Genomic DNA, 22,559 nt, shown 5'->3' with positions numbered 1-22,559 from the left:
GAGGATATTGTTTTGTCATCGTCGAAAAGCGCCCACACCATTGCATTTGTCGCCGGAAACAAAGCCAAAGACAAAATGCTGCAGGATCCTGCATTTATTTATCGATGCGAAAATCCGGCGTTAGCGCTTGAGGCGCAAGGTCACGACGTGACCTTAATTCACGTACACGATTTTATGAGTACCCATAAACGGTTCGATATGGTCGTGTTTCATCGACCCCATATGCGAGATTGGCGTACCCGTTGGCACATGAGTCGTATTCTGCGTCGTTTAAGAAAGCAACGTAGCGTTCTTATCGCTGATTTTGATGACTTAGTGTTTTCGCCCGATTTTGCACAATTTAGTCCCGGCTACGTTAATGGTTTAGTCAGCCTAAAACAAACGCAAAAAAATTTTGCTGCGCATGAAAAAATTTTACGTCGCTTCGATGCCTTTACAGTATCTACCCAGCCTTTACTCGAGGCCATGCAACAACGGGTGGAAGGTGCTAATGTTCACCTACTACCGAACTCACCTCATCTGTCTTGGCATCGCAACCATGCACAGGTGAATACGCCGAGCCCAAAAGAGTTTATCATTAAATACCTGCCTGGCACACGCAGTCACGACCGCGACTTTGCACAGGTCTATAAGCCACTCAGTGAGTTTTTGAGTCAGCATCCAAATGCTAAACTCAAGATAACAGGGGTGATCGACGAGCAACGTATTCGCGAACAATTAGATTGCGAACCAAAGCAACTCGTGTTTGAGCCGAAACGGCCATTCACTGAATATGCGGACGTAGTGAATGATGGTCATGTACATATTGCACCGCTAGAGCACTCGGTATTTAACGACTGTAAATCAGCTTTAAAAGCCATCGAAGCGGGATTCTATCAGCGACCGATTATTGCTTCGCCAATCCCCGATATGCAGCGACTAAAACATGAAGGACTCATATTGGCAAATAGCGATAAGGAGTGGTTGCGGGCGTTAGAGCAATGTTTAAAGAGTAAGAACGCATACGATTACCGTTTTGTGATCAACGATACATACAGCGCCGAGCAACACGCGCAGGACCTGCTCGCCATTGCCCATGCAAACTGAACTTATGAATCAACAAGAGTGGATAAAGTCAGCCAGTGAGGGAGACTACTCCCAGCCTGTTTTAGAGGCATTTAGGCGGGACTGGCAAACAAAGCAATCGGCGCAAGCCTTTTTGCGCTATGCCATTATGCTACGTAACCAAGGGCGGACGTTAGATAAGCAAGAACAAAAAACACTACTCGAGCTGCATCAGAGCTCCTTTTTTAAGCTGTTGTTAAAAGGGCTTTCTAGACACCAAGTTCGCCAATTGACGAATCTGGCTGATGAACTCAATAACAACACTCAATCGGCACTCGGAGTGCCTAAACATAGTCGTCGCCTAGCTTTGTCATTGCGATCTCAACAATCACAATGGCAAACCAAGCTGCAGTCCGAGCTATCTCAAGCACAATCGGTGGCGGTGGTTGGCAATAGTCCCAAGTTACTGGAATCAAGCCAAGGCGCGTTCATCGACTCTCACGACCTGGTCATTCGTTTTAATCAATTTTTGCCGACGGACGGACGAGATATATCTAGCAGTATCGGTAAAAAACTTGATATTTGGGTCATGTCCCCCGGTTTTCGCGATCCGATTCCCGAGCACGCCCGCTACATACTCATCACGGGCCCCAATATGGTTTGGTGGCAACAAAATTGGCAACACTTGGCTTGCGCGAACGGTCCAATCCTAGGTATTCCACTCACTTCATGGCAAGCCAGTGTCGCCAAGCTCGATGCACCACCGAGTGCGGGCTTTGCGTGCCTTGATTGGCTTATCAATGATCAAAGAATTGCAAACATTCGCCCCAGCGCCTTGGGTTTTGGCTATAATCCCACTCAACACTCGCGTTACCATATTCAAAGTGATGTGCATAAGGCCACTTCACGGCACAACTGGCGCGCTGAACAAGAAGTCATAGAAACGTGGAAAAAAGAATCAAAATTAAACCGACTGTAAAATTCGAAGTAAAAAGCAAACACTGGAAACTCAAGCTGACCTCTGGTGTCGCTAAGCTGATCGCCGTTGGACCTCAAAAGTTGGGCTGGCAACGGGTTACTCTTGCTGCGAAAAACCCGACGGCGCTTAAAAAGCTTCAAGGCACCCTAAACTTTTATCTTCGTCAAAATGACAATATCGCCAGCGTGTCACTCATTAAAGAGTCGCCACGTAAACTGGCGCTGGTATTTTATCGTCACAACCCGCTGAGCCACTTAATTTTAGAGTGGCAAGATGACAGCCACGAACTCAACCATGAAAAAGCACACTTCGTGATAAAGCATCGAGCGATAACAGCGACAAAAGCTTGGTTCTACATGCTGCAGTCGGTAGCTAAAAGAAAGTCGAACAAGGGTGAAAAACATTCTCAAATTTACCGTATCACCCGCGCGCGTCAAAAGCGTCAGGGCACAACGCACGCATTAAAAAAACTGGTCCAAGAATATCAGCCGTTATTGACTCACCAGCTAATAACATGCGAACCCTACCAATACTGGCGTTTGTACGCCGAGCCGAAACTCAGTGTGAGCCAAGCAACTACAAATAAAATTCAAGTCAATGCGTTCGCAAAGCTGAATGAGTTTAACGAAAACCATTGGTACACCCCACTGGGGGATGACGTCACTAATGCACGCCAATTCGATAAAGCCATCAACGAAGCGATTTCGGCGCACCCTCAAGCCGAGGTGGTGTACTGGGACCACGATTACTTAGCCGATGGGCACCGCGTACAGCCGCAATTTAAGCCGAGCTGGGATGCAGATTACTTTATGAGCTACGACTACATTGGCTTAGCCTTTGCGGTAAAAGGATCGGTACTTAAACAATTAATGAGCCATAATGCGGAATTAACGCACCGTCCGCATTTGCTGTTATTAAACTTGCTGGTAGGTGAACACATCCCATCTTCTCAGCAGTCGATTGTTCATATCGGTGCGGTACTGCAACACCTGCCTGCAACACAAAGTGTATGGTTAAACGCCAAGCAGATGGAGGCGCGACAAACACTCGTACAGCAGTGGTACCAACAGCATCAGTTAGGTAGTGTATCGGTCGAGTCGGGCTTCTCGGTTGGCGTGACCAAAGCATCTATTAGTCTAAGCGAGCAGCCCAAAATAAGCATAATTATCCCGACTCGGGATGCGCTTGAAGTGACCAAGACATGTGTTGACAGCGTCTTGCATAAAACCAGTTATGCGAACTACGAAATTATTATCGTCGATAACCAAAGTAGCGATCCAAAAACCTTAGCCTGGTTTGATGAAATAGCTCACGACGAGCGGGTAAAAGTTTTAGCCTATAACGCACCATTTAATTACTCAGCTATCAATAACTTTGCCGTAGAGCACGCAACGGGTGACTGGGTCTGTTTGCTCAATAACGATACCGAGGTCATCAACACGGGCTGGTTAACTGAGATGGCACAATACGCCCTGCGTGATGATGTCGGTTGCGTGGGTGCCAAGCTCTATTACCATGACAATACCATTCAACATGCAGGTGTAGTAATGGGTCTTTGGGGGCTTGCAGGCCATTCGCATAAGTTCTTCTTACGTCACGCACCAGGCTATATGAACCGTTTAGTATCGGTACAAAAATACAGTGCGGTGACCGCTGCTTGCTTACTGGTCAATAAGTCGATATATCAACGCGTTAATGGCCTAAACGAAGATGATTTAACGGTCGCATTTAATGACGTCGATTTCTGTTTAAAAGTCCAAGCGCTCGGGTATCACAACATTTGGACGCCTTACGCCGAATTGTACCATTACGAGTCTAAGTCGCGTGGTAAAGATGACACACCCGAAAAGCAAGCACGCGAGGCCGGTGAAATAGAATATATGCTTCAAAAGTGGCCAAAAGAAATTGAAAATGACCCTTGCTACAGTGTGAACCTAACCCGCGAAAACGAAGACTTTAATATCAGGTTATCCTTTGACGTCTAATAGAAAGGAAAAACCAAAGGTATAAAAACGAGGCTTAGTGCCACATACACAATCGCAACAGGCACACCACACAAAACGAAGTGTTTCAGTCGATAGTTGCTGGCGTTAAACACCATCAGGTTAGTTTGGTAGCCATAGGGCGTTATGAAGCTAGCAGAAGCCGCAAAAGCAACACCTAGCACGATAGGCATCGGATCAATGCCCAAACCTGTCGCTAGACTATAGGCAATGGGAAACATAAGCGCTGCGGCGGCGTTATTGGTTACAATCTCAGTCAATACATAGGTCAACAAGAACACGCCCACTAACAGGATATAGGGCGAGCTGTTGGTTAATGTGGCTCGTGCCCAATCTGATAACAACTGCGCACTGCCCGTCGCATCCATTGCCTCTGCCAAACACAACGCACTCGAAACGATCACCCAAATTTCGACAGGGAAACGACGCTTAATTTCGTTACTATTCAAACAGCCTGTCATCAGCAAGGCGGATAATAAAAACAGCATGCTGTAAAACAAGGATGTGCCGGTAATAACCGAACCTGCGATAGCGGCTAAGAATCCCCATAGCGTCAGTTTTTCGCGCCAGCCACTGAGCATCGAGTCGGGCTCAACGCCACTCAATACATAAAAGTTCTTAGTGATGTTAGTACGGGCAGAAAAGTCAGGGCCTGTTGCCAGTAATAGGAAGTCACCCGCTTGTAGGTGCACTTCACCCAGTTTGCCCGAAATCGCCTCACCCTCGCGACGAATCGCCACTACGGCGGCGTCAAAGCGTGCACGAAACCCCGAGGATTTCAACGTCTTGCCGATAAGCACCGATTCTTCTTTTACGATGACTTCGGTGAGCTCTTGAGTTTCTAACCCATGATCGTCGGCAAACAATCGCAAGCCATCAAATTGCGATAAAGTTTTCACTTTAGTGACATCGCCCGAGAACAAGAGCTTATCTCCGGCTTGCAGCACATCGTAACGTGCTACAGGTCGCAGATTTTCTTGCCCACCTTTACGCACAATTTCGGCTAAAAACAGTTCGTCTAGGTGCCGTAAACCGGCTTCATCGATTTGTTTCCCTACCAACGGAGAATCCGCATCGAGCTCGGCTTCGACGTAGTATTCTTTTATATCGTCGTGCTGACAACCGTCATTAGGTAACCAGCGACTGACGATAAACAGTGTAATACTGCCGCCGGCGACCACCGCAAGCCCTACCAGGGTGAAATCAAAAAAACCAAAACCTGGGTGTCCCGTATCGGTGAACATTGAGTTGACAATAAGGTTGGTAGAGGTACCAATCAGCGTTAAAGTACCGCCCATGATTGAGGCATAAGAGAGTGGGATCAGCAGCCTCGATGCAGCCACGCGTTTATTATTGCGTACCGAATTAAGCAAGGCGGCAACAACAGCCGTATTGTTGAGTACCGACGACGCCAGCGCGCTAACACCAATGGTGCGCATCACGCTGGCAGGTTCAGAGTCGGTAAATAAAAAGCGGCTTACACGCCGCAATAAGGAGGTTTTTTCTAACGCAAACGAAATAAGCACCAACATAATCAGGGTGATAAGCCCTGGGTTCGCCGCGTTACTCAATAGCTCATCGGCGTTCACCCAACCCACTAAAACAGTGACTAACATGGCGCTACCAAAAATCTTTACAGAATGCGTTTGGTAGCGAACCAATAGACCCACCATCACAGCGAGCAGTGCGATCAATCCCAGGGTATCACCCATAGTAGCGCGTCTCGTCTAGTATTATAGGTTACGCAAATCCTTCGCACCCCAATGTGGGAAGTGCTTACGGATTAAAGCGTTCAGTTCAAGCTCAAACTCACTAAAGTCGTTAGGCTCGCGCTCACCCTCATCGGATGAAAGGGCTTCATCGACCATACCCGCAGCCACGGTCACGTTGGTCATGCGGTCGATAATAATAAACGCGCCGGTTTCCTTATGGCTTTGATACGCATCAAAGACCACAGGTTCATGCACGTGCACATCGACTAAGCCAATTTCGTTTAACTCAAGCTTGCCCGCTTCTTTTTCTTTTAAGGTATTCACATCAATTTGATGATGAATCGCGGTCACTTCGCCGCGTGTCAGCTTAGAGTTGAACTTAATGTAGTACTCGCGGTAAGGTTCCATGGCTTTTTCATGCATCCACACAACTTTAGCGCGCATACGGTTAGACACATGCGGCAAGTTGTCCTTGCGCACGATCATATCACCGCGACTAACATCAATTTCGTCATTTAACGTTAGCGTGACCGCCATTGGCGCAAAGGCTTCTTCCAGCTCACCATCAAAAGTGACAATCGATTTAATCGTGCTGATTTTACCCGAAGGCAACGCACGGACCGTATCGCCGACTTTTACGCTACCCGATGTGATAGTGCCCTGAAAGCCACGGAAATCCGAGTTTGGACGACAGACCAACTGCACCGGCATACGGAATTGATCGGTATCTTGTGCACGCTCAATTTCAGCAGTCTCAAGATACTCCATCAGGGTTGACCCACGGAACCAGTCCATTGCCTCACTCTTGTTCACGACGTTGTCGCCTTTAAGCGCAGAGATAGGCACAAAACGAATATCCGGAATCTCAAGCGAGCCGGCAAGCTTTAGATAATCGTCTTGGATTTGCTTATAGACCTCTTGCGAGTAGTCCACCAAATCCATCTTATTAATGGCGACGATGACGTGCTTAATACCCAGCAACGAGCAAATGTAGCTGTGACGACGGGTTTGCGTTTGTACGCCTTGGCTGGCATCAATCAAAATAACCGCAAGATCACAGGTCGATGCACCAGTCGCCATGTTACGTGTGTACTGCTCATGCCCTGGAGTATCAGCAATAATAAATTTACGTTTATCGGTCGAGAAGTAACGGTAAGCCACATCAATAGTAATGCCCTGCTCACGCTCCGACTGCAAACCGTCAACCAACAACGCGAGGTCGACTTCATCGCCCTGCGTGCCCGACTTCTTACTGTCTTCAGTAATCGCCGCCAATTGGTCTTCAAAAATCATTTTACTGTCATGTAGCAAACGGCCGATGAGTGTACTTTTACCATCATCGACACTGCCACAGGTGATAAAGCGCAACAGCTCTTTGTTCTCATGCTGCTGCAAATAAGCCAAGATGTCTTGTTCGATAAGCGGTGATGCGTGACTCATTAGAAGTACCCTTCCATTTTCTTCTTCTCCATTGAACCCGCGCTATCGTGATCGATAACTCGGCCCTGACGCTCAGAGGTCTTGGTGAGCAACATTTCCTGAATAATTTCAGGCAAAGTCGCAGCACTCGACTCCACAGCCCCTGTCAACGGATAACAACCCAAAGTACGGAACCGCACCATCTTCATTTCTGGCTCTTCACCAGGCTCAAGCGGCATACGCTCGTCGTCAACCATAATCAAAGTGCCATCGCGCTCAACCACAGGGCGCTCTTTCGCCAAGTAGAGTGATGGGATCTGAATATTTTCGAGGTAGATGTACTGCCAAATATCGAGCTCGGTCCAGTTTGATAATGGGAACACACGAATGCTCTCGCCTTTATCAACTTTACCGTTGTAGATATTCCACAACTCAGGACGTTGGTTTTTCGGGTCCCAACGGTGATTTTTATCACGGAAAGAATACACACGCTCTTTTGCACGCGACTTTTCTTCATCACGCCGTGCGCCACCAAAGGCCGCATCAAATTTGTATTTATTCAACGCTTGTTTAAGCGCTTGTGTTTTCATGATGTCGGTGTGTTTAGCGCTACCATGCGAGAACGGACCGACGCCGGCATCCACGCCTTCCTGGTTGATGTATTCAATCAACTCGAAGTCGTATTCTTTTGCCATGCGATCGCGGAACTCAATCATCTCTTTAAATTTCCACGTGGTGTTTACGTGCATCAGCGGAAACGGAATCTTGCCGGGATAGAACGCCTTACGCGCTAAGTGCAAAAGCACTGAAGAATCCTTTCCAACTGAATACAGCATCACGGGATTATCAAATTCCGCCGCAACCTCGCGGAAGATTTGAATCGACTCGTTCTCAAGTGCCTTGAGATGGGTTAAACGTTTTTCGTCCATTGGTCTTTTTTTACCCTAGTTCTTAATATATATATACTCATATGTTCCTCGCCGATTCCTTGGCAAAGAACTTGAATCTAACACGACGCAATATCTCATAAAATATCGTTATGAGGAGAAACTCATTTTACCTGTAACCGTTCTTTGAATTTACTGATATGACGTTCGATTATTGTCAGTCGTCGCCCTGTCATATTTTTGTTCAAGGCGATTTGTTTGGCCTGCCCGAGCACATCTAGCGCAAACTCAGTTTGCCTCTGCAACTCAAGCAACTTAGCGACTTCTATCAAATAGTCTACACGGTTTGACTTGTCCGACAAAAAAACATCTCTAGTTGTCGCAGGTAAAGGAGTCTGCAGTATCGGTTCTGCCACTGGCACACCCATGACTTCAGCGAGCTTAAGCAAAGCATATGGCAACGCCTCACTAGTGCCATTCTCGCAATGCTCATGCAAACGTATGAGTAGGCGTTTCTGTAAAAGACCCATGAGTTCTGGCTGTTGTTTAAGTAAAAAGTGATACGCATCGACAACATCCACTAACCGCCGATTTATACGTGCGTTATCGACCGCGACAACCGACACGGGCTTAAAAAACTCCTCTGTACAGCATTCTAATAACTGCGCCTGCGCTCGCTCTAGAGCACTTTGGTACTTACTAGTAATGGCTTCATAAACTGTACTACTCACAACCTGATGAACTGCACTCGGATGTTTATTGGCTTGATCAACATGAGCTTGTAACGTGCGATCAATTCGCCTACTTTCTTCCGGCTCTTGTTGATCAAGCAACGCATTGAGCAAACGTTTTATTTCGAGCGCACCATACGTATAGCTTGTGTTAATACGTGCACGGCTTCGTTTAAACCGGTACGCGGACCAACCCTCAATACTCAGTCGTTGTAAAAAGTCTCGCTCAATCTGCTGCTTTACAAAGCAGCTCGTTAAATAGGGCCTCACCGATACTGCATCTCTGCCAAAGTACTCAATCCAATCAAAAAATACTTGACCACTTACACCACGGTTAATGACTCCAACTTGTTTATTCAGAAAGGCATCTAAGGTTTGTGTCGAATAGTGTCGTTTAATTGACTGATTATGATTAGAGACAAGTGATTCAAGGGGATGACGAAAATACGCTAACACGCTTACCGAATGCCCCTCGACAAGTCGCTTCACTCGCTCTGGATGTCGATACAACGCCTCTGAAGAAATCAATAGTTTAGCATTGAGTTGCCGTGCCTCGTTTAACCATTGCTCAAACAATTCCTTTGCACGATCAAGATCATTGGCAGCAATTGCGGTACCAAAGTGAGCATGTCCCCCCGATACTTTGTTTTCATCGAAGTTATGCTCTGGGTAGTAATAGCCATGCTTCAATAGCCGGGCGCGGTTCTGATGTAAAAAGTACTGTATCGCAGACGAGCCTGTTTTGGGCGCGCCAATATGTAAAACAACGTCCATCGTATCCTTATTATTCATTTTCTAATTCGCGCGAAGTGGCTAGGGCTACCAGTAATTTAGACTTTACTAAATCGGGCTCAAACTGCCTCGCACGCTTAAGCGCGCAATTTCGGAGTGACTCCATCTGCTCGGGTCGATTATAAAGCTCAATAAGCGCAGACGTTAACGCACCAAGATCGCCTAGAGGCACTCGAACGCCAGCACCATCGCTCACTAATTCTGTCAAGGCCCCCCACTCGTAGGCTATCACCACTTTACCTGCAGCAAAAGCTTCTAATACCGAGCGGCCAAAAGACTCCTGAAAATGAGATAAATTAAGTACCACATCGCACTGTTTAAGCGCATCCACAGGATCCGCTACATACCCGTGATTGTTAACATGTGCATGCGGATAGCTTTGCCGCGCATGGACTAAATCGTCAGTTTCGGGACCATATAGATGCCACTCAAATCGTATATCGTCCTTTAACGCCGTCGCCAGTTGATAGAAATCCTTTACGCCTTTTTTAGCTAGGTTGCTACTCAGCATGGCTACTTTTAAAGGCCGTCCAGCGGCGACGTCAGGCAGATCGGTATGCGCCGCTGCGTATTCGGCCGTGCGTATTACATTAGGAACAATATAGGTCCGTTCAGGCGCCTGTAGTGCCTCTTTAACCACCTGCGAGTTAGCGATCACATCAGTGCTGTTCTGCAACAAATGTTCGCAAATTGATTCAGGCGACGCAGCCAACGTTTCACACAATGCGCGATCATGAGCAGGTAACTCACGAACATGGACGGTACAACGGCGCTTAGCCTGTCGTGCGGCCAATAAGGGCTCGTGTAAGGTTAAGGTATTAATATACACCTGAGCGACATCATCCATCCATGACGCGAGCTTTTCAACTAAATAAGTATCTGTTGTGCGTGTTGATTGCCACCAACGTAGCGCTAAAAAGCTCACCTTATCGCTCAGCTGCTGAATCTGTTTAACGTACTCACTGTTTAAAGCCCCCGGCAGAACCACCCATAACTGATAATGTTCACGTAGCATACACAAAACATCCAGTAGGCTTTTCTCAGCACCAAACGCCTGCCCCGCAGTGCTATGAGCGATAACCATCAAAATGGGCTTGCTCGCACTTGTTGATGTTTGCCCCAGTGAGAGCTCAGGCGCTTGTTGTGGCTTATTTGCTGACTCTAACCGCATTAAATAATGTATTAGCGGATTCTTATGAGCCTCCAACGTGTGCAGAAATGCGTAACCTGAACTACTAAACTGTGCAGAGGGGTCACGTCCTTCGTTAGCTCCAAACTTGTAGTAGTGCTCGGCCGGCTCAATTCCAGCTGCGGCAATATCTGGATAGCGACTGCGATAATAGTCCGTATCAAATAAGGGTGATTGCTGTATGTGTTTTATTGCATTATCGCGTTGGGATGCCTGAGTACCGCGGCAAAGTGCTAATGGCGCTAAAAACGCTCGCTGTTGGGGATATCTTGCTAAGTAGCGAGACCGAGTACTTTGATGCCAATGCGCGGCAGTGACTTGATAATTATGACGAACCCCTGACAACATACTGCTCACGTGAGTCGGCTTTGCCTGTGTTAACGAGTTAATGTCCACTCGTCCGAGGGCAAGCGGTGTTGTTGGCATTACTTCGCGGATTGCCGTATCGCCAAACTCTGCTATAACTCGATTATAAAATTCGGTATCACCATCCGCTTTGACCGCATCCCAATAACCTAAGCGTTTAAACACGGTTCTTCTAAACATTAAGGACGAGACATTCGGGTAAATCCAACTCGATTCGGGACGCCAGCGACTAAAATTGAGTTTGTTGTCCGCTCTGACCCAAGCACTGCGGTTAGCCATGGCACTTGGGTGTTTTAGTAAATCTTCGACTTGGCTAGCAATTTTTTCAGGGTGAGACCAATCATCCGAATCGTGAGTGGTTATAAACTGTCCTTTCGCAATGCCCAAGCCAGCATTGCGAGCGCCATAAGCCCCCTCGTTTTCGCTTAACCGCAACAAAGTGATACGTTTATCTCGTTGGGCGAAGTGAGTCATCACCTCAAACGTTGCATCGGTACTGGCATCATCAACCAAGATGATTTGTAGACGATGCCACGTTTGTCGGCAAAGGCTCCGTACCGCAGTATCAAGCGTATCTGCGCAGTTGTAACACGGAATAATCACACTGACCTTGGGCTTGCGTTGCCATAATTTCCGACGCATCACATGACTCGATGCGTGCAGTTGGTCAAAATTCAACATTTTACCATCGGCTTCAAGTGGAGCTATACCCGACGATTGATAAACTTGATTAATTACAGCAATTTTTTCTTGCTTAGAGCTCGCGAGCATCGAACGCGCCAACGTATGGTCATGCTTATAAAGCAGTTTTTCAAGTGGCCAGCTGGGGTTCTCAAGCAACGCGCTTGCAGCATCTTTTTGTTTGGTGTGAACGAACGCATGAAAAAGACACAAGAACGGTCCAGGATGTGGCACCAGAGCGCGCAATAGCCTTAATCCGTCCGTCTGAGTAAGCCCACCTATAAGTCTCACCACTTCATGCCAAGAGTTTACGGAGCCGTAGTACTGAGCTAAAAACCAGCGCGCTAGCTGCGCATCTGCCTGTACGATCAGCTCATCATTGTTATCTGAGTTTTTTATAAGTTGAGTTAACTCAAAACGAGCAGCTTCATTGCTCCAAAGCTGGTGAGAGAGTCCGACAGACCTGAACGCCGCGGGCCAACGCCCTTCGAAACGACCGTGTTGTATATAGTGTTGAAAAGCTCTTTCGGCCGAATCAAAGCAAGCAGCTTTAATATCCGCGTACGCACGGCTGTAATGCTGCGCGTTGAAGAGTTTTCCTAGTAGTTGCTTCACACGAGTTCCGGGAATTGTTCGATTAATACTTTAATATCTGTGCATTCGGCCGATTTAACACGTTTTAGAAATCCTTCAGCTTGAGTATCTTGTAAATCATAACTGACCCTGACAAACATATGCGGCGTTGTATCTTCAATTAAATTATAGCGCTGGTTAACCGTCGTATGCTTTCCTGTTTGGTAAACATGAATATTCTTACCTATGACACTATTTTTCTCGGCCGAGTAAAATCCCACCTGCGCTAAACCTAACGCAATTTTTGGATAGTAAAGCTCAATAGCCTGACTGAGTTCATACTGACGCTGCTTATCTAGAAACGCCTCATACCCCTGAGAAAAAGTAACCATATAATTTAGATTTATTTTCGCTGTATAAAAGCGCAAGCGACGCTCAAAACGTCGATGTAAAATGTCGTCGTCATCTAACCGAACTGTCGAGTAAACACAGTCTTCTGATGCCCTATCAAATTGTTGTTTGAGATAGTTACTCGCTACGCTAACAAAACTGCGGTTAGGATCGACCGCTAAAATAGTCAAACAGGGGTGCTTTTTAGCAAGTTGTTCAAGTTGGTTTAAACGATCAGTTGGTAAGTCTTTTGAGGTGAGCAAAATCACCTCGTAGTTATCCGCTTCATCCGGTCGTTGTTGTGCGACAACGCTTGGTAAAGTCAATTGACTAAAAAGCTTATATTTAAGCGCCAAGCGCTCATCACCAAACAGCGCCCTCTTATATTGCTCGTAATCGTTATCCCGAGCGATCTTCCATTGCTTGGAGTCTTGCAACACTGAGTAGCGAATCAAATAAAATATCTTTTTTTTCATAACGCCCCTAAGAAATTCTCTACGCCGAGCTTCATAGCATCTGACATCTGTGAGTCTCGATAAAACTGACGGGAGAGTTCTCGCAGGTCCGCATTGCTTTTAAAAATATCCGTTATTACAGCTGGTGACTCAAGCATTTTCCAGCGTGATTCAAGCGCGTCAACTGACATATCACTTTTAGCATTCTTAAATTTAGAGTCACCGCCACCACCAAAGCGAGACAAGTTCGACATACGTTTTTCGCTGTGTTTTAAGTGGTTACCCAACAAGTCGGTTATCTTAACTCTGTCGCGGATAAAGTCATTGTAGCGAACAGTTTTTACGTTAAGCCCGAGTAAACTCTTCGCGCGTTCAGAATCAAAAAAATCCTTTGCTAGTGCTACCCAATGACCGGCTTGCTGCTCGACAGAAACTCTAAAATTGGGGTTAACTTCATTGTAGCGAGCGATAGAGGCGAGACAGTTAATCGGATCTCGTAAAAATAGGATGGCAGTATTTGACAGATGCTCACGCAGCGAAAGATTCTTTAAAGACTCAAGTCGTCCCGAACGACTCACACTGGGTACCGCTTTGTTTTCAAAGCTCATCAGGAAATGTTCTACATCCTTTTCACTGTACTGTACATCCCCAAACTCGTCAGCTTCTGAATGTAAGAACTCAATATTAATATCAGTCTCGATATGCTTTTTCTGATATTTATCACGCTCAACGTCGGGATTCACATTAACATTATTTAAATAAAAGTAGTCGTGTAGGTGAGAACACAGCCACTCAATAAATGCGTGATGACCACTTCGCTTGGTTGCAATAACACAAGTTAGAGACGATAAACCACTAAACTCATAATCCGTGCTAAGACTATATTTCACTGTAACTACTCTTCACTTATATTTTTGACATCAATGTGACCGGATGACATTTTGAATGTATCAGCCAATGCTTCTTTGGCTTGTTGGATAACACTCGAATGAGGGTCAGTCACGGGTGCCGCTCTTCGATCATAAAGCAACGCTGATTCTATTCCATAAAACTCTGGTGTTGCGACAACTGGATAAACTAGCAACTCGACATCACTTACGATTAAGCGTGCCGCGTTTACTTTATCTCCAAAAACAACAGGCTCTGCTAAACCTTCATGCAGCAGCTCAAAGTACTCATCAAAAAAGCGGTTCTGTTTACTATTAAAGCTGGGCCAGTGTAAGAGGGCAATTTTTTCGCCTTGCTCAGCAAGCTTTCGAGCATTGGAAAGTACGTCGCGACTATTCTGTTTACTCAAAAAGTCGGCAACAACGACCGTATCAAAGACTTGATAATCGCCCTGTTTTCTCAACATTGCCTTAGGGATAGAGGTCTTTGCTGTAGGGTCAAGACCCCGCTTATGATACCAGCGGCATATCTCGCGATAGACTTGGCGTAGTCCAAAGTAGACCGTACTTACATGCGTCGCTTTAGTACGAGTTAACGAGCTTTCATCATCTAAGGCAAACGCCATAGGTACTTCGGCAACTCCATGTAATATCGCTTCTTTACCAAAGTAATGCTGCGCACGCCAAATATATTCAGTGTCCGCACTGATACGCACTTCATCCCAGTTACCGATCGTGTTCACAGCCTCACGAGTTAACATAAAGGACGAGTGGCTATAATGGATAATACTATCTGAAGGTCGCCAGTTAATGGTAAAGTGCAAGTCATCCGAAGCGCGAACCCAACTGAGTATCACCCCCTGCGCTTCAGGCTGAGCACGCAATAACTCAATCTGCTGCTCAAGCTTCTGTGGATGAGACCAATCATCAGCATCATGTGTGGTGATGAGATCTCCGGTCGCCTCTTCTAAACCTCGGTTACGGGCAGGATAAGCACCTTGGTTATGCGGCTGTTGTATCACCTTTACACGACTATCACGAGCAGCAATAGCATTTAACACCGCGACCGTATCATCCGGCGAGCAATCATCCACCGCGATCACTTCAATGTTACGCCAAGTCTGGTTTAGTAGTGAGTTGATCGCTATTTCTATCCGCTCTTCAGCTTTAAAAATTGGCATGATGATAGATACTTTCTCGCGCTGCTCATCAGGCTCAACAGCACCATCCGATACATCATGCTTTGAGGTTAAGTTATCAAAGCCAAGCGGTTTATGCTCATCAATTCGTGTGACCGGCAAATAACCATGGCGTTGATACATCTCATTTATGCAAGCTAATCGCTGTTCATCGTCGCTAAACGTATTGGCAAGCATCAGACGTGTGTCAGGGTCATCTGGATCTTCGGCTAAGTACTCGTTGAGTATCGCCGCGGCTTCATTTGGTTGCTCTAGCTTTAACTGGCTATTCGCTTGAAGTAACACACGTGTTTTATTTAAACGCTGTTCTGGTAACAACTCAGCCATTTTAAAACTAAGTGCTAATGCCTCTTGATGCTCGCCACTAAATGAACGATACCGAGCCAATGACCACGCAGCCAGGTAGCGCTCGCGCAAAAGTGCACGCTCATTGTCGAGAATTTCAGTGAGAACACGACAGGCTGTAATCGCGTGTCCAGACCACATTTTATCTTCTAGGACATCCAGCTTATTCTCACTGCAGTGACGACCTTCTCTCGCACCATGCAGAATATAATGTACCAGCGGGTTCATTCCACTCTCGGCGACGTCTGGGTAGCGCTCAAGGTAAAATTCGGTATCAAAATTTACACTGGGATTTCTTCCCAACTTCGCACCAAATTTGTAGTAGTGCTCGGCCGGGTGCATGTCTAATAAGGCGGCATCAGGATATTCTTGCAGATACCACTTGCCATCAAACCATTCAGAGTTACGCAGCAGCTCAACATCTGACGTCGATAGATTAGTATCTGAATCAGTTTTTCTCAAAGCCCTTTTCACTTTACTCAAAAGACGTTGGGTTGATGGCTTTATTCGACGCTGATTATCACCACCTGTTAGACGCTTTGTCGCAGGGTGTTCAGGAAGTTTAAGCAATAGTGCTGTAAGCTTAGCGTTATCCTCTGCCTGCTGCTTAAGTTTTTCCTTAAGAGCCGCATTTTCTTCACGCAATGCTGCATTCTCTTGAATCAGCTCGTCACTCGTTAGCATAACGTCACTACCTGCACCTTATTTACTCATGCCATCAAAAAACTGTCATTAGGCTACTGGTTAAAGCGCCAAATATCAATCTTATCAACGGCTAGAACCAATCGACTGTCATTAATTATATCATTCGATCACAAACGGAATTTTCGACTTTACAAATCTTTTCCGCTTTAAGTACTCGTCGTGTAGATCTTCATATAACGAGTAATCTAGCTGACCACCAAAACCACTCTTAAACCTTTGCTTAAAAAGATTTTTGTCTTCTTCTGTGAAGTTGCCAGCATCAGACTCTTTCTTCTTAAAGTCTTTACTCTTATCGTTTTCGAATAAAATGGCGTCAGGCGCGTAAATGAACTGATTACAAGCTCGAGCAATAACGGTTAATTCGTTATCAGCTCGATGCGATCTATAACCCTGGTATAAAATGCAGTCTCCGTAGTATTGATAAACCCACTCTTTACGCACCATGCCAAAGGCTGCTATCCGACCGTGCCACTTGCCACAGTTAAACGCCAATACCGACTTATTTTCTTGCTCTAATCTATCATGCGCAAGCTTCAGCCAATTGCATCCGGGCACAGCATCTTCGGCCAAGTAAACAACGTACTTAGCGCTGGATACCCGCGCTGTTTGATTGAGCGTTTTTATGAAGCCTTGATACTCTGTATCAAGAGCAACAACAAAGTCCGCTTCAATACCGGCTGTACGCTTTAGTAACTGAATTCGCTTAATGCCAGCTTCTTTATTAATGCAAGGCATCACCACACAGATATCACGCTTGAATCTCAATTCAGCAGAGTTAAGCTCATTAACATCAACAATTGAAACTTCTGCTTCATCTCCCCAGCATCTTTTATCGCCAATTGCACCCAAGTCAGCAACGAGAAAACGGTCATCTGTGACTTCTTTAATCATGCGTCCCGACAGCATATTACGCAACACTGTTCGGTAGGAGAAAACATAGTTGGATTCTACAGAGTCACAAGCAACTGAGGCTGCTCTAACTATCACCTCGCCGTTACTTAATAGCGCTTCATGGCCAAACTGAAGCCAGTCACGACAAGGAAATGCACTTCTATCTGCCACCATGATGAAGCGATAACATGTATGATCTAAAATGCGTATAAGTAGCTCGTCGCGTTCGTTCTTCTCACAGCAGGCAATAAGCACGTCTAACTCATGATTGGCTCGGCGAGAAAATAGTCGCGCAGAATCAAACGCGTGCTCCTGCACATCAGTGAATACTATAGCCGCGACTTTTTTTTCTAAAACTCTGAGGCTATCGTTTGAAGTGAACTTATCAATAACACAAATTGATTCGTTACATTGGGAGTTAGCTATGCGCTTTACTGACTGCTCGTTTTTAGTGTTCATGATATCGTCAACGACGACTGCTAGCCGCATTCTCCAACTGTTACTGTGAGTGAAGCGGTCAAAAACTTCAGGGTCTAAATGACTGCGATCGGTAATTAGCTTTTTTACGTTTTCAATAAAAGCCTCGTGCGATTCAGAGCGCCAAACATAATCACACATAGCGATATTAGGTACGTCTGTCGCAACCACAGGGACATGATGGGTTAAATAAACATAAACCTTTAATGGGTTCATATTTTCGGTCAGATCCATCCGCTTATGAGGCACCATTCCCAAAGTAAACAGCCTGACAAAGGCACCTACATATTGGTATGGCACAACACCTGTCATAACTACATTAGGAAGCGCTTCTAATGCGCGTATGCTGGGGTTAGCATGCGTTGAACCAATTAATACAATTAGCGCATCTGGCATGTCGGTGGATAATCGACGTAGTAATACGTCATCAATTTTTGCCTCTAGATTGCCAACAAATCCCAACACAGGACCTTTATGCGAGGCAATACGTTGATAGTGTTCGTTAGACTCGGGTATGGCAATAGACGCGTCAGTTTCGCACCCGTTTGGCACTAAAGCGATGTTTTGATTAAACTCATACATTGATAGCTTTACGGGTAAGCAGTTGGTCAGCACTTTATCGGCGTTGCTGAGCATTGCCCCATAATGCTGATTCAATTGATTTCGCTTTTTCTCACCCACATTTGGCCAAGCTCGGTGATCATCGACAACATCCATGACTTTTTTGGCGGGTCTAAAGTGCTCAATGAGCTGCTCGCCCCATAATAACTTGGGGTACATCCAAAAAACACTTTGTGCAGGGTCGATTTCAAGAGCCGTGAAACATTCATCCAAAAAAGAAAAGTAGTCTGCAACACCTTGTTTGCTTTTGTCGTAAACAAATACGCGGCGGTAAATATTTTCATGGTCTCGGGCTTTATCAGCGATCGCCTTGGTGCCATCATAAACAAACTGATTTTGATCAAATCGCTCGCCCGAATTTCGTTGCTCGAGCGCATCTGAGTCAATCGGCGCATCAAGCACCAGTACTTTACCTACATCGCTTCTGCTGGCTAAGTACTTAGCCACCATATCACTGCGGCGACCATAAAGCTCTGAATCGTTCTGTTTCCAGAACATAACAACATTAATCATAGGTAGGGCAGTCTGTTAGCGCCAGTCCTTGGCGGTCCTTTTCAGAGAGTTGCGGCTCGCCATTAAGCGGCCAGTTAATAGCGAGAGAAGGGTCATCAAACCTCAAACTATATTCGTCATCAGGCGCATAATAATCGGTGCACTTGTACGAGAATTCCGCTGTTTCGCTTAATACATAAAACCCATGCGCAAAACCGGGTGGTACCCAAAGCATTTGACGGTTTTCGTCACTCAGCTCTACGCTCACCCAATCACCAAACGTAGGAGAATCTTGACGAAGGTCGACTGCGACATCAAAGACTCGACCTTGAGTAACTCGCACGAGCTTTCCTTGCGGCTGTTTGAGTTGGTAATGCAGCCCCCGCAAAATACCACGCCGTGACTTGCTATGGTTATCTTGTACAAAGGAATACTTGCCGCAGTGCCTTTCGAACTCATTTTGACGAAAAGTTTCCATAAAAAAACCACGTTCGTCGCCAAATACTTTGGGAGTCATCAATATCACGTCTGCAATTGCAAGAGGCTGATACTTCATATTATTCCTATCGATATTAGCTTAAAAGCTCATGTAAATATTGACCGTACTGTGTCTTGTCTAACGAGTGAGCATGAACTCTTAATTCTTGGTCATTTATCCAGCCATTCTTCCATGCTATTTCTTCTAAACAAGCAATCTTAAGGCCCTGCCGATGCTCTACCGTTTGGACATAAGAGCTTGCTTCGAGCAGCGAGTCGTGTGTGCCGGTATCGAGCCATGCAAACCCACGCCCGAGGCGCTCAACGTGCAGATCACCCCGCTCTAAATAGGCATTGTTTACGCACGTAATTTCTAACTCACCACGTGCCGAAGGTTCTACATTTTGCGCAATATTCACTACGTCGTTATCGTAAAAGTAGAGTCCAGTTACCGCGTAGTCTGACTTTGGCTCAACCGGTTTTTCTTCAATCGAGAGCGCCTTGCCCTCATTATCAAACTCAACGACGCCAAACCGCTGAGGATCTTTAACCATATAGCCAAAAACCGTTGCCCCTCTATCTCTTCTAATAGCACGTTTTAGCTGATCAGAGAAAAACTGCCCATGGAAAATGTTATCACCTAACACTAAGCAGACGGGATCGTTGCCTATAAAGTCAGCACCTATGGTAAACGCCTGTGCGAGCCCATCGGGCGATGCCTGTACTTTATAAGAAAATGAGACACCAAATGCACTACCATCGCCTAACAAGCGTTGGTATTGTTCCATATCCTCCGGCGTGGAGATGATCAAAATATCGCGAATGCCTGCCAACATCAGTACGGATATTGGATAGTAAATCATCGGCTTATCGTAAACGGGTAGCAACTGTTTAGACACGCCCCGGGTTATCGGATGCAGTCGAGTTCCCGAGCCACCAGCTAAAACAATTCCTTTATAAGGCATCCAAATACTCCGATAGTGTTAAATGCAGGCATGTTTGCCAATCTGGCAACGTAATATTCAATACCTGTTCAATTTTGTTGATATTCAATCGAGAATTCAATGGGCGCTTTGCAGGTGTTAGGTATTCTGACGTTGGAATCCCGTGTACTTGTTTTACCGCCAGAGCTTTTCCATGGGCACATGCCTCATCGAAAATGGCGTTTGCGAAGCCGCACCAACTTGTTTCCCCACGCGGCGCAACATGGTACACCCCCGTGAGCTTATGTTCTAGTAAAGGGTGTACCGATAAGCTAGTAACTTGCGCCAACAAGCGCGCGGGCGTGGGAGAACCGACTTGGTCATTCACAATATTTAGCTGATCGCGTTCAGCGGCTAACCGTAGCATGGTCTTCATAAAGTTATTGCCGCGCGCGCTATATACCCAGCTCGTACGTAAAATAATATGGTTACAACTACTCCCCATCACAGCACGGTCACCCGCCCACTTACTACGTCCGTATTCCGACAACGCCCCCACTTTGCTATCTTCGGTGTAAGCCGTATCACCAGTCCCAGGGTAAACATAGTCAGACGAGAAGTGAACGAGAGATGCCCGATTGTGTAAAGCATACTCTGCGAGCTGTTTTGGTAACAAATGATTCAATCGATCAGCTAGTTCCGGTTCCTGTTCAGCCTTATCAACCGCTGTATACGCAGCGGCATTGGCGATAAGCTCTGGCTCATGCTGAGCAAGATAGTCCGCAACCGCTTGTTCATTACTGAGATCGAGTTCGTCCCGTGAGGGTGCCAATACATGTCCGAAAACTGATAAACTACGAACCAGTTCAAAACCGACTTGGCCGTTTGCACCCGTAACAAAAATCTTCATTGCCAACCCCTAAACGAACAATATAACGGTATGATAACATCGGGTTCAATTTGTTGTCATTTCAGACTATTTTAATATCAGAACAGGATAGTAATTTCATCGAGCGTTCATTTGCGGTATCTTTCTCACCTCAATGAGTAAAACGCAGTAGTAAAAGCATGGATAACGTTAACAAGCTCGGCTTGAGAGAGAGAATCGAGCGAGCATTTGCCAAACGCGTACGTCGACGGATGTTAACTAACGCAGAAAAAGTGGAGTGGGTGTCTTACCACATTCCAAAAACAGCGGGTACATCATTCCGTTCAGCATTGCAAAACGCGTTTGAAGAGCGCGAATTTTTCGCAGTTTATGAATTCTCGGGGGCTAATGAGCTAAGCCGTGGTGAACCCATCTGGTTGCCAGCCAGCACGAAAGTAATTCATGGACATTTCAGACCGCATGCCCTTCATCGACAGCTGTTTCCAAACGGAAAACGCATTACATGGGTGCGCGATCCCATTAAGCGAGCTTGGTCGCTGTTGAACCATACCCTCGACGTGCAAAATAATGACAACGTCTATCAGTTCATAAAAACTAACTTCTTGGATCAGGGTATCACTGACCGTGAAGAGTTGTTTAGAGCAATGATAAAACACAAAAAAAGTGCAAAGTTTCTTAATATCTACACACGCGACTACAAATCATTTAACAAAAAATTCTTCTTCTTTGTCGGCTCAACGGAACACTACGACGAGGATTTAGACCGGCTTGCCGAACTTATGCAAAGACCGTTACCTAGACAGCAGCTTAACTCAAGCCAAAATAAACAGCCTGCACCAGAGCTGAGCGATAAAGAGCGCGCATACTTTAGTGAAGAGTATCGTATCCACGAGAGGCTGATTAAATAATCAGCTCTTTAAAAGAGTAATTTACAGCCTTTTAGATGAGCGAGGTTTTTAAATAACCCAGATTGTATAAACAAGAGCGCCCCCATTTGACTAAATGGTTCGTCCGTCTACTCTTTAATTTATAAAACTTAATCCGAAAGATTATCCGCTTCTCGTAGTGACCTTAACTGACCAACTAACTCGGCACCAAAATGCTTTCTTTGAATCACCTCAAAATCGTAAATCTTGGAAGAATTGATACGGTACTTTTCAAAGTCTGTAACGTTATTCTGATACTTCACGTCTAACAGCATATGCTCATCTCCGGACTTAAGCGTTACAATTGCGTTAGGGATCGCAAGTTTAAAGCTTCCAACATTCATTTCTTCATACTCTACATGCAAAAAGCCAAGTGCTTCTAAGTTTTTTCTCATCCTCAGATCGAGCCCTTTATTTATCGGCTCGCCTGTCCAAACATTATAATCAAGTAATTCCAGCACTTCTCGAGAAAGCAATCGACCCATGCCGATACTTTCACCAACACG

General features: G+C 45.8%; 17 protein-coding genes. 4 read left to right on the top strand and 13 right to left on the bottom strand.

Features of this window, described 5'->3' with window-relative positions; translation table 11 throughout:
- Positions 1-12: 12 nt before the first annotated feature.
- The 3 genes from B2X00_RS00115 to B2X00_RS00105 are packed head-to-tail and all read left to right on the top strand — an operon-like array spanning position 13 to position 4,008.
- A complete protein-coding gene (locus B2X00_RS00115; protein ID WP_290485611.1) occupies positions 13-1,086 on the top strand; it encodes a hypothetical protein in 1,074 nt (357 codons plus the stop codon).
- Positions 1,076-2,023, top strand: a complete 948-nt coding sequence (locus B2X00_RS00110; RefSeq protein WP_290485610.1) for a glycosyltransferase family 29 protein — start codon at positions 1,076-1,078, stop codon at positions 2,021-2,023. The genes B2X00_RS00115 and B2X00_RS00110 overlap by 11 nt, the downstream gene beginning before the upstream one ends.
- Positions 1,990-4,008 carry a glycosyltransferase family 2 protein gene (locus B2X00_RS00105; RefSeq protein WP_290485609.1) on the top strand — a complete coding sequence of 673 codons (2,019 nt, stop codon included), beginning with the start codon at positions 1,990-1,992 and terminating at the stop codon, positions 4,006-4,008. The genes B2X00_RS00110 and B2X00_RS00105 overlap by 34 nt, the downstream gene beginning before the upstream one ends.
- On the opposite strand, the gene B2X00_RS00100 is transcribed toward B2X00_RS00105, so the two are convergent.
- From B2X00_RS00100 to rfbD, 12 genes are all read right to left on the bottom strand, one after another.
- Positions 4,005-5,738 carry an SLC13 family permease gene (locus tag B2X00_RS00100; protein WP_290485608.1) on the bottom strand — a complete coding sequence of 578 codons (1,734 nt, stop codon included), beginning with the start codon at positions 5,736-5,738 and terminating at the stop codon, positions 4,005-4,007. The two genes, B2X00_RS00105 and B2X00_RS00100, sit on opposite strands and share 4 nt — an antisense overlap.
- A gap of 21 nt (positions 5,739-5,759) precedes the next feature.
- A complete protein-coding gene (gene cysN / locus B2X00_RS00095; protein WP_290485607.1) occupies positions 5,760-7,178 on the bottom strand; it encodes a sulfate adenylyltransferase subunit CysN in 1,419 nt (472 codons plus the stop codon).
- A complete protein-coding gene (cysD, locus tag B2X00_RS00090; RefSeq protein ID WP_071463227.1) occupies positions 7,178-8,086 on the bottom strand; it encodes a sulfate adenylyltransferase subunit CysD in 909 nt (302 codons plus the stop codon). Before cysD ends, cysN begins: the two co-directional genes overlap by 1 nt.
- 122 nt (positions 8,087-8,208) lie before the next feature.
- Positions 8,209-9,567, bottom strand: coding sequence for a hypothetical protein (locus tag B2X00_RS00085; protein WP_290485606.1), 1,359 nt, complete (start codon positions 9,565-9,567; stop codon positions 8,209-8,211).
- Positions 9,560-12,418: a glycosyltransferase gene (locus B2X00_RS00080; protein ID WP_290485605.1), complete on the bottom strand. Its 2,859-nt coding sequence runs from the start codon at positions 12,416-12,418 to the stop codon at positions 9,560-9,562. Before B2X00_RS00080 ends, B2X00_RS00085 begins: the two co-directional genes overlap by 8 nt.
- On the bottom strand, positions 12,415-13,242 hold the full coding sequence (locus tag B2X00_RS00075; protein WP_290485604.1) for a glycosyltransferase: 828 nt from the start codon (positions 13,240-13,242) through the stop codon (positions 12,415-12,417). The genes B2X00_RS00080 and B2X00_RS00075 overlap by 4 nt, the downstream gene beginning before the upstream one ends.
- Positions 13,239-14,111 carry a hypothetical protein gene (locus tag B2X00_RS00070; protein WP_290485603.1) on the bottom strand — a complete coding sequence of 291 codons (873 nt, stop codon included), beginning with the start codon at positions 14,109-14,111 and terminating at the stop codon, positions 13,239-13,241. The genes B2X00_RS00075 and B2X00_RS00070 overlap by 4 nt, the downstream gene beginning before the upstream one ends.
- Positions 14,112-14,116: 5 nt before the next feature.
- Positions 14,117-16,336, bottom strand: a complete 2,220-nt coding sequence (locus tag B2X00_RS00065) for a glycosyltransferase (RefSeq protein ID WP_290485602.1) — start codon at positions 16,334-16,336, stop codon at positions 14,117-14,119.
- Positions 16,337-16,456: 120 nt separating this feature from the next.
- Positions 16,457-18,844, bottom strand: a complete 2,388-nt coding sequence (locus tag B2X00_RS00060) for a glycosyltransferase (RefSeq protein WP_290485601.1) — start codon at positions 18,842-18,844, stop codon at positions 16,457-16,459.
- A gap of 7 nt (positions 18,845-18,851) precedes the next feature.
- Positions 18,852-19,394 carry a dTDP-4-dehydrorhamnose 3,5-epimerase gene (gene rfbC / locus B2X00_RS00055; RefSeq protein ID WP_290485600.1) on the bottom strand — a complete coding sequence of 181 codons (543 nt, stop codon included), beginning with the start codon at positions 19,392-19,394 and terminating at the stop codon, positions 18,852-18,854.
- A gap of 16 nt (positions 19,395-19,410) precedes the next feature.
- Positions 19,411-20,280 carry a glucose-1-phosphate thymidylyltransferase RfbA gene (rfbA, locus tag B2X00_RS00050; protein WP_290485599.1) on the bottom strand — a complete coding sequence of 290 codons (870 nt, stop codon included), beginning with the start codon at positions 20,278-20,280 and terminating at the stop codon, positions 19,411-19,413.
- Positions 20,270-21,148, bottom strand: coding sequence for a dTDP-4-dehydrorhamnose reductase (gene rfbD / locus B2X00_RS00045; RefSeq protein ID WP_290485598.1), 879 nt, complete (start codon positions 21,146-21,148; stop codon positions 20,270-20,272). The genes rfbA and rfbD overlap by 11 nt, the downstream gene beginning before the upstream one ends.
- A gap of 158 nt (positions 21,149-21,306) precedes the next feature.
- Between rfbD and B2X00_RS00040 the strand changes: the two genes are divergently transcribed.
- Positions 21,307-22,035 carry a sulfotransferase family 2 domain-containing protein gene (locus B2X00_RS00040; RefSeq protein ID WP_290485597.1) on the top strand — a complete coding sequence of 243 codons (729 nt, stop codon included), beginning with the start codon at positions 21,307-21,309 and terminating at the stop codon, positions 22,033-22,035.
- A 128-nt stretch (positions 22,036-22,163) separates the two neighbouring features.
- Here the strand turns inward: B2X00_RS00040 and B2X00_RS00035 are convergent.
- The coding region (locus tag B2X00_RS00035; RefSeq protein ID WP_290485596.1) for a hypothetical protein at positions 22,164-22,559 on the bottom strand (396 nt) is incomplete at its 5' end.

This window comes from Idiomarina sp. UBA3162, assembly GCF_002364475.1.
GTDB lineage: Bacteria > Pseudomonadota > Gammaproteobacteria > Enterobacterales > Alteromonadaceae > Idiomarina.
This window is presented reverse-complemented; position numbering and strand designations above follow the sequence as displayed.

Excerpts from the sequence above, each read along its gene's own strand:
- rfbC (WP_290485600.1), bottom strand. The coding sequence starts at position 19,394 with ATGAAGTATCAGCCTCTTGCAATTGCAGACGTGATATTGATGACTCCC.
- B2X00_RS00100 (WP_290485608.1), bottom strand. The coding sequence starts at position 5,738 with ATGGGTGATACCCTGGGATTGATCGCACTGCTCGCTGTGATGGTGGGT.
- cysD (WP_071463227.1), bottom strand. The coding sequence starts at position 8,086 with ATGGACGAAAAACGTTTAACCCATCTCAAGGCACTTGAGAACGAGTCG.
- B2X00_RS00085 (WP_290485606.1), bottom strand. The coding sequence starts at position 9,567 with ATGAATAATAAGGATACGATGGACGTTGTTTTACATATTGGCGCGCCC.
- B2X00_RS00040 (WP_290485597.1), top strand. The coding sequence starts at position 21,307 with ATGGATAACGTTAACAAGCTCGGCTTGAGAGAGAGAATCGAGCGAGCA.
- B2X00_RS00075 (WP_290485604.1), bottom strand. The coding sequence starts at position 13,242 with ATGAAAAAAAAGATATTTTATTTGATTCGCTACTCAGTGTTGCAAGAC.
- B2X00_RS00065 (WP_290485602.1), bottom strand. The coding sequence starts at position 16,336 with ATGCTAACGAGTGACGAGCTGATTCAAGAGAATGCAGCATTGCGTGAA.
- B2X00_RS00110 (WP_290485610.1), top strand. The coding sequence starts at position 1,076 with ATGCAAACTGAACTTATGAATCAACAAGAGTGGATAAAGTCAGCCAGT.
- rfbD (WP_290485598.1), bottom strand. The coding sequence starts at position 21,148 with ATGAAGATTTTTGTTACGGGTGCAAACGGCCAAGTCGGTTTTGAACTG.
- rfbA (WP_290485599.1), bottom strand. The coding sequence starts at position 20,280 with ATGCCTTATAAAGGAATTGTTTTAGCTGGTGGCTCGGGAACTCGACTG.
- B2X00_RS00060 (WP_290485601.1), bottom strand. The coding sequence starts at position 18,844 with ATGTTCTGGAAACAGAACGATTCAGAGCTTTATGGTCGCCGCAGTGAT.
- cysN (WP_290485607.1), bottom strand. The coding sequence starts at position 7,178 with ATGAGTCACGCATCACCGCTTATCGAACAAGACATCTTGGCTTATTTG.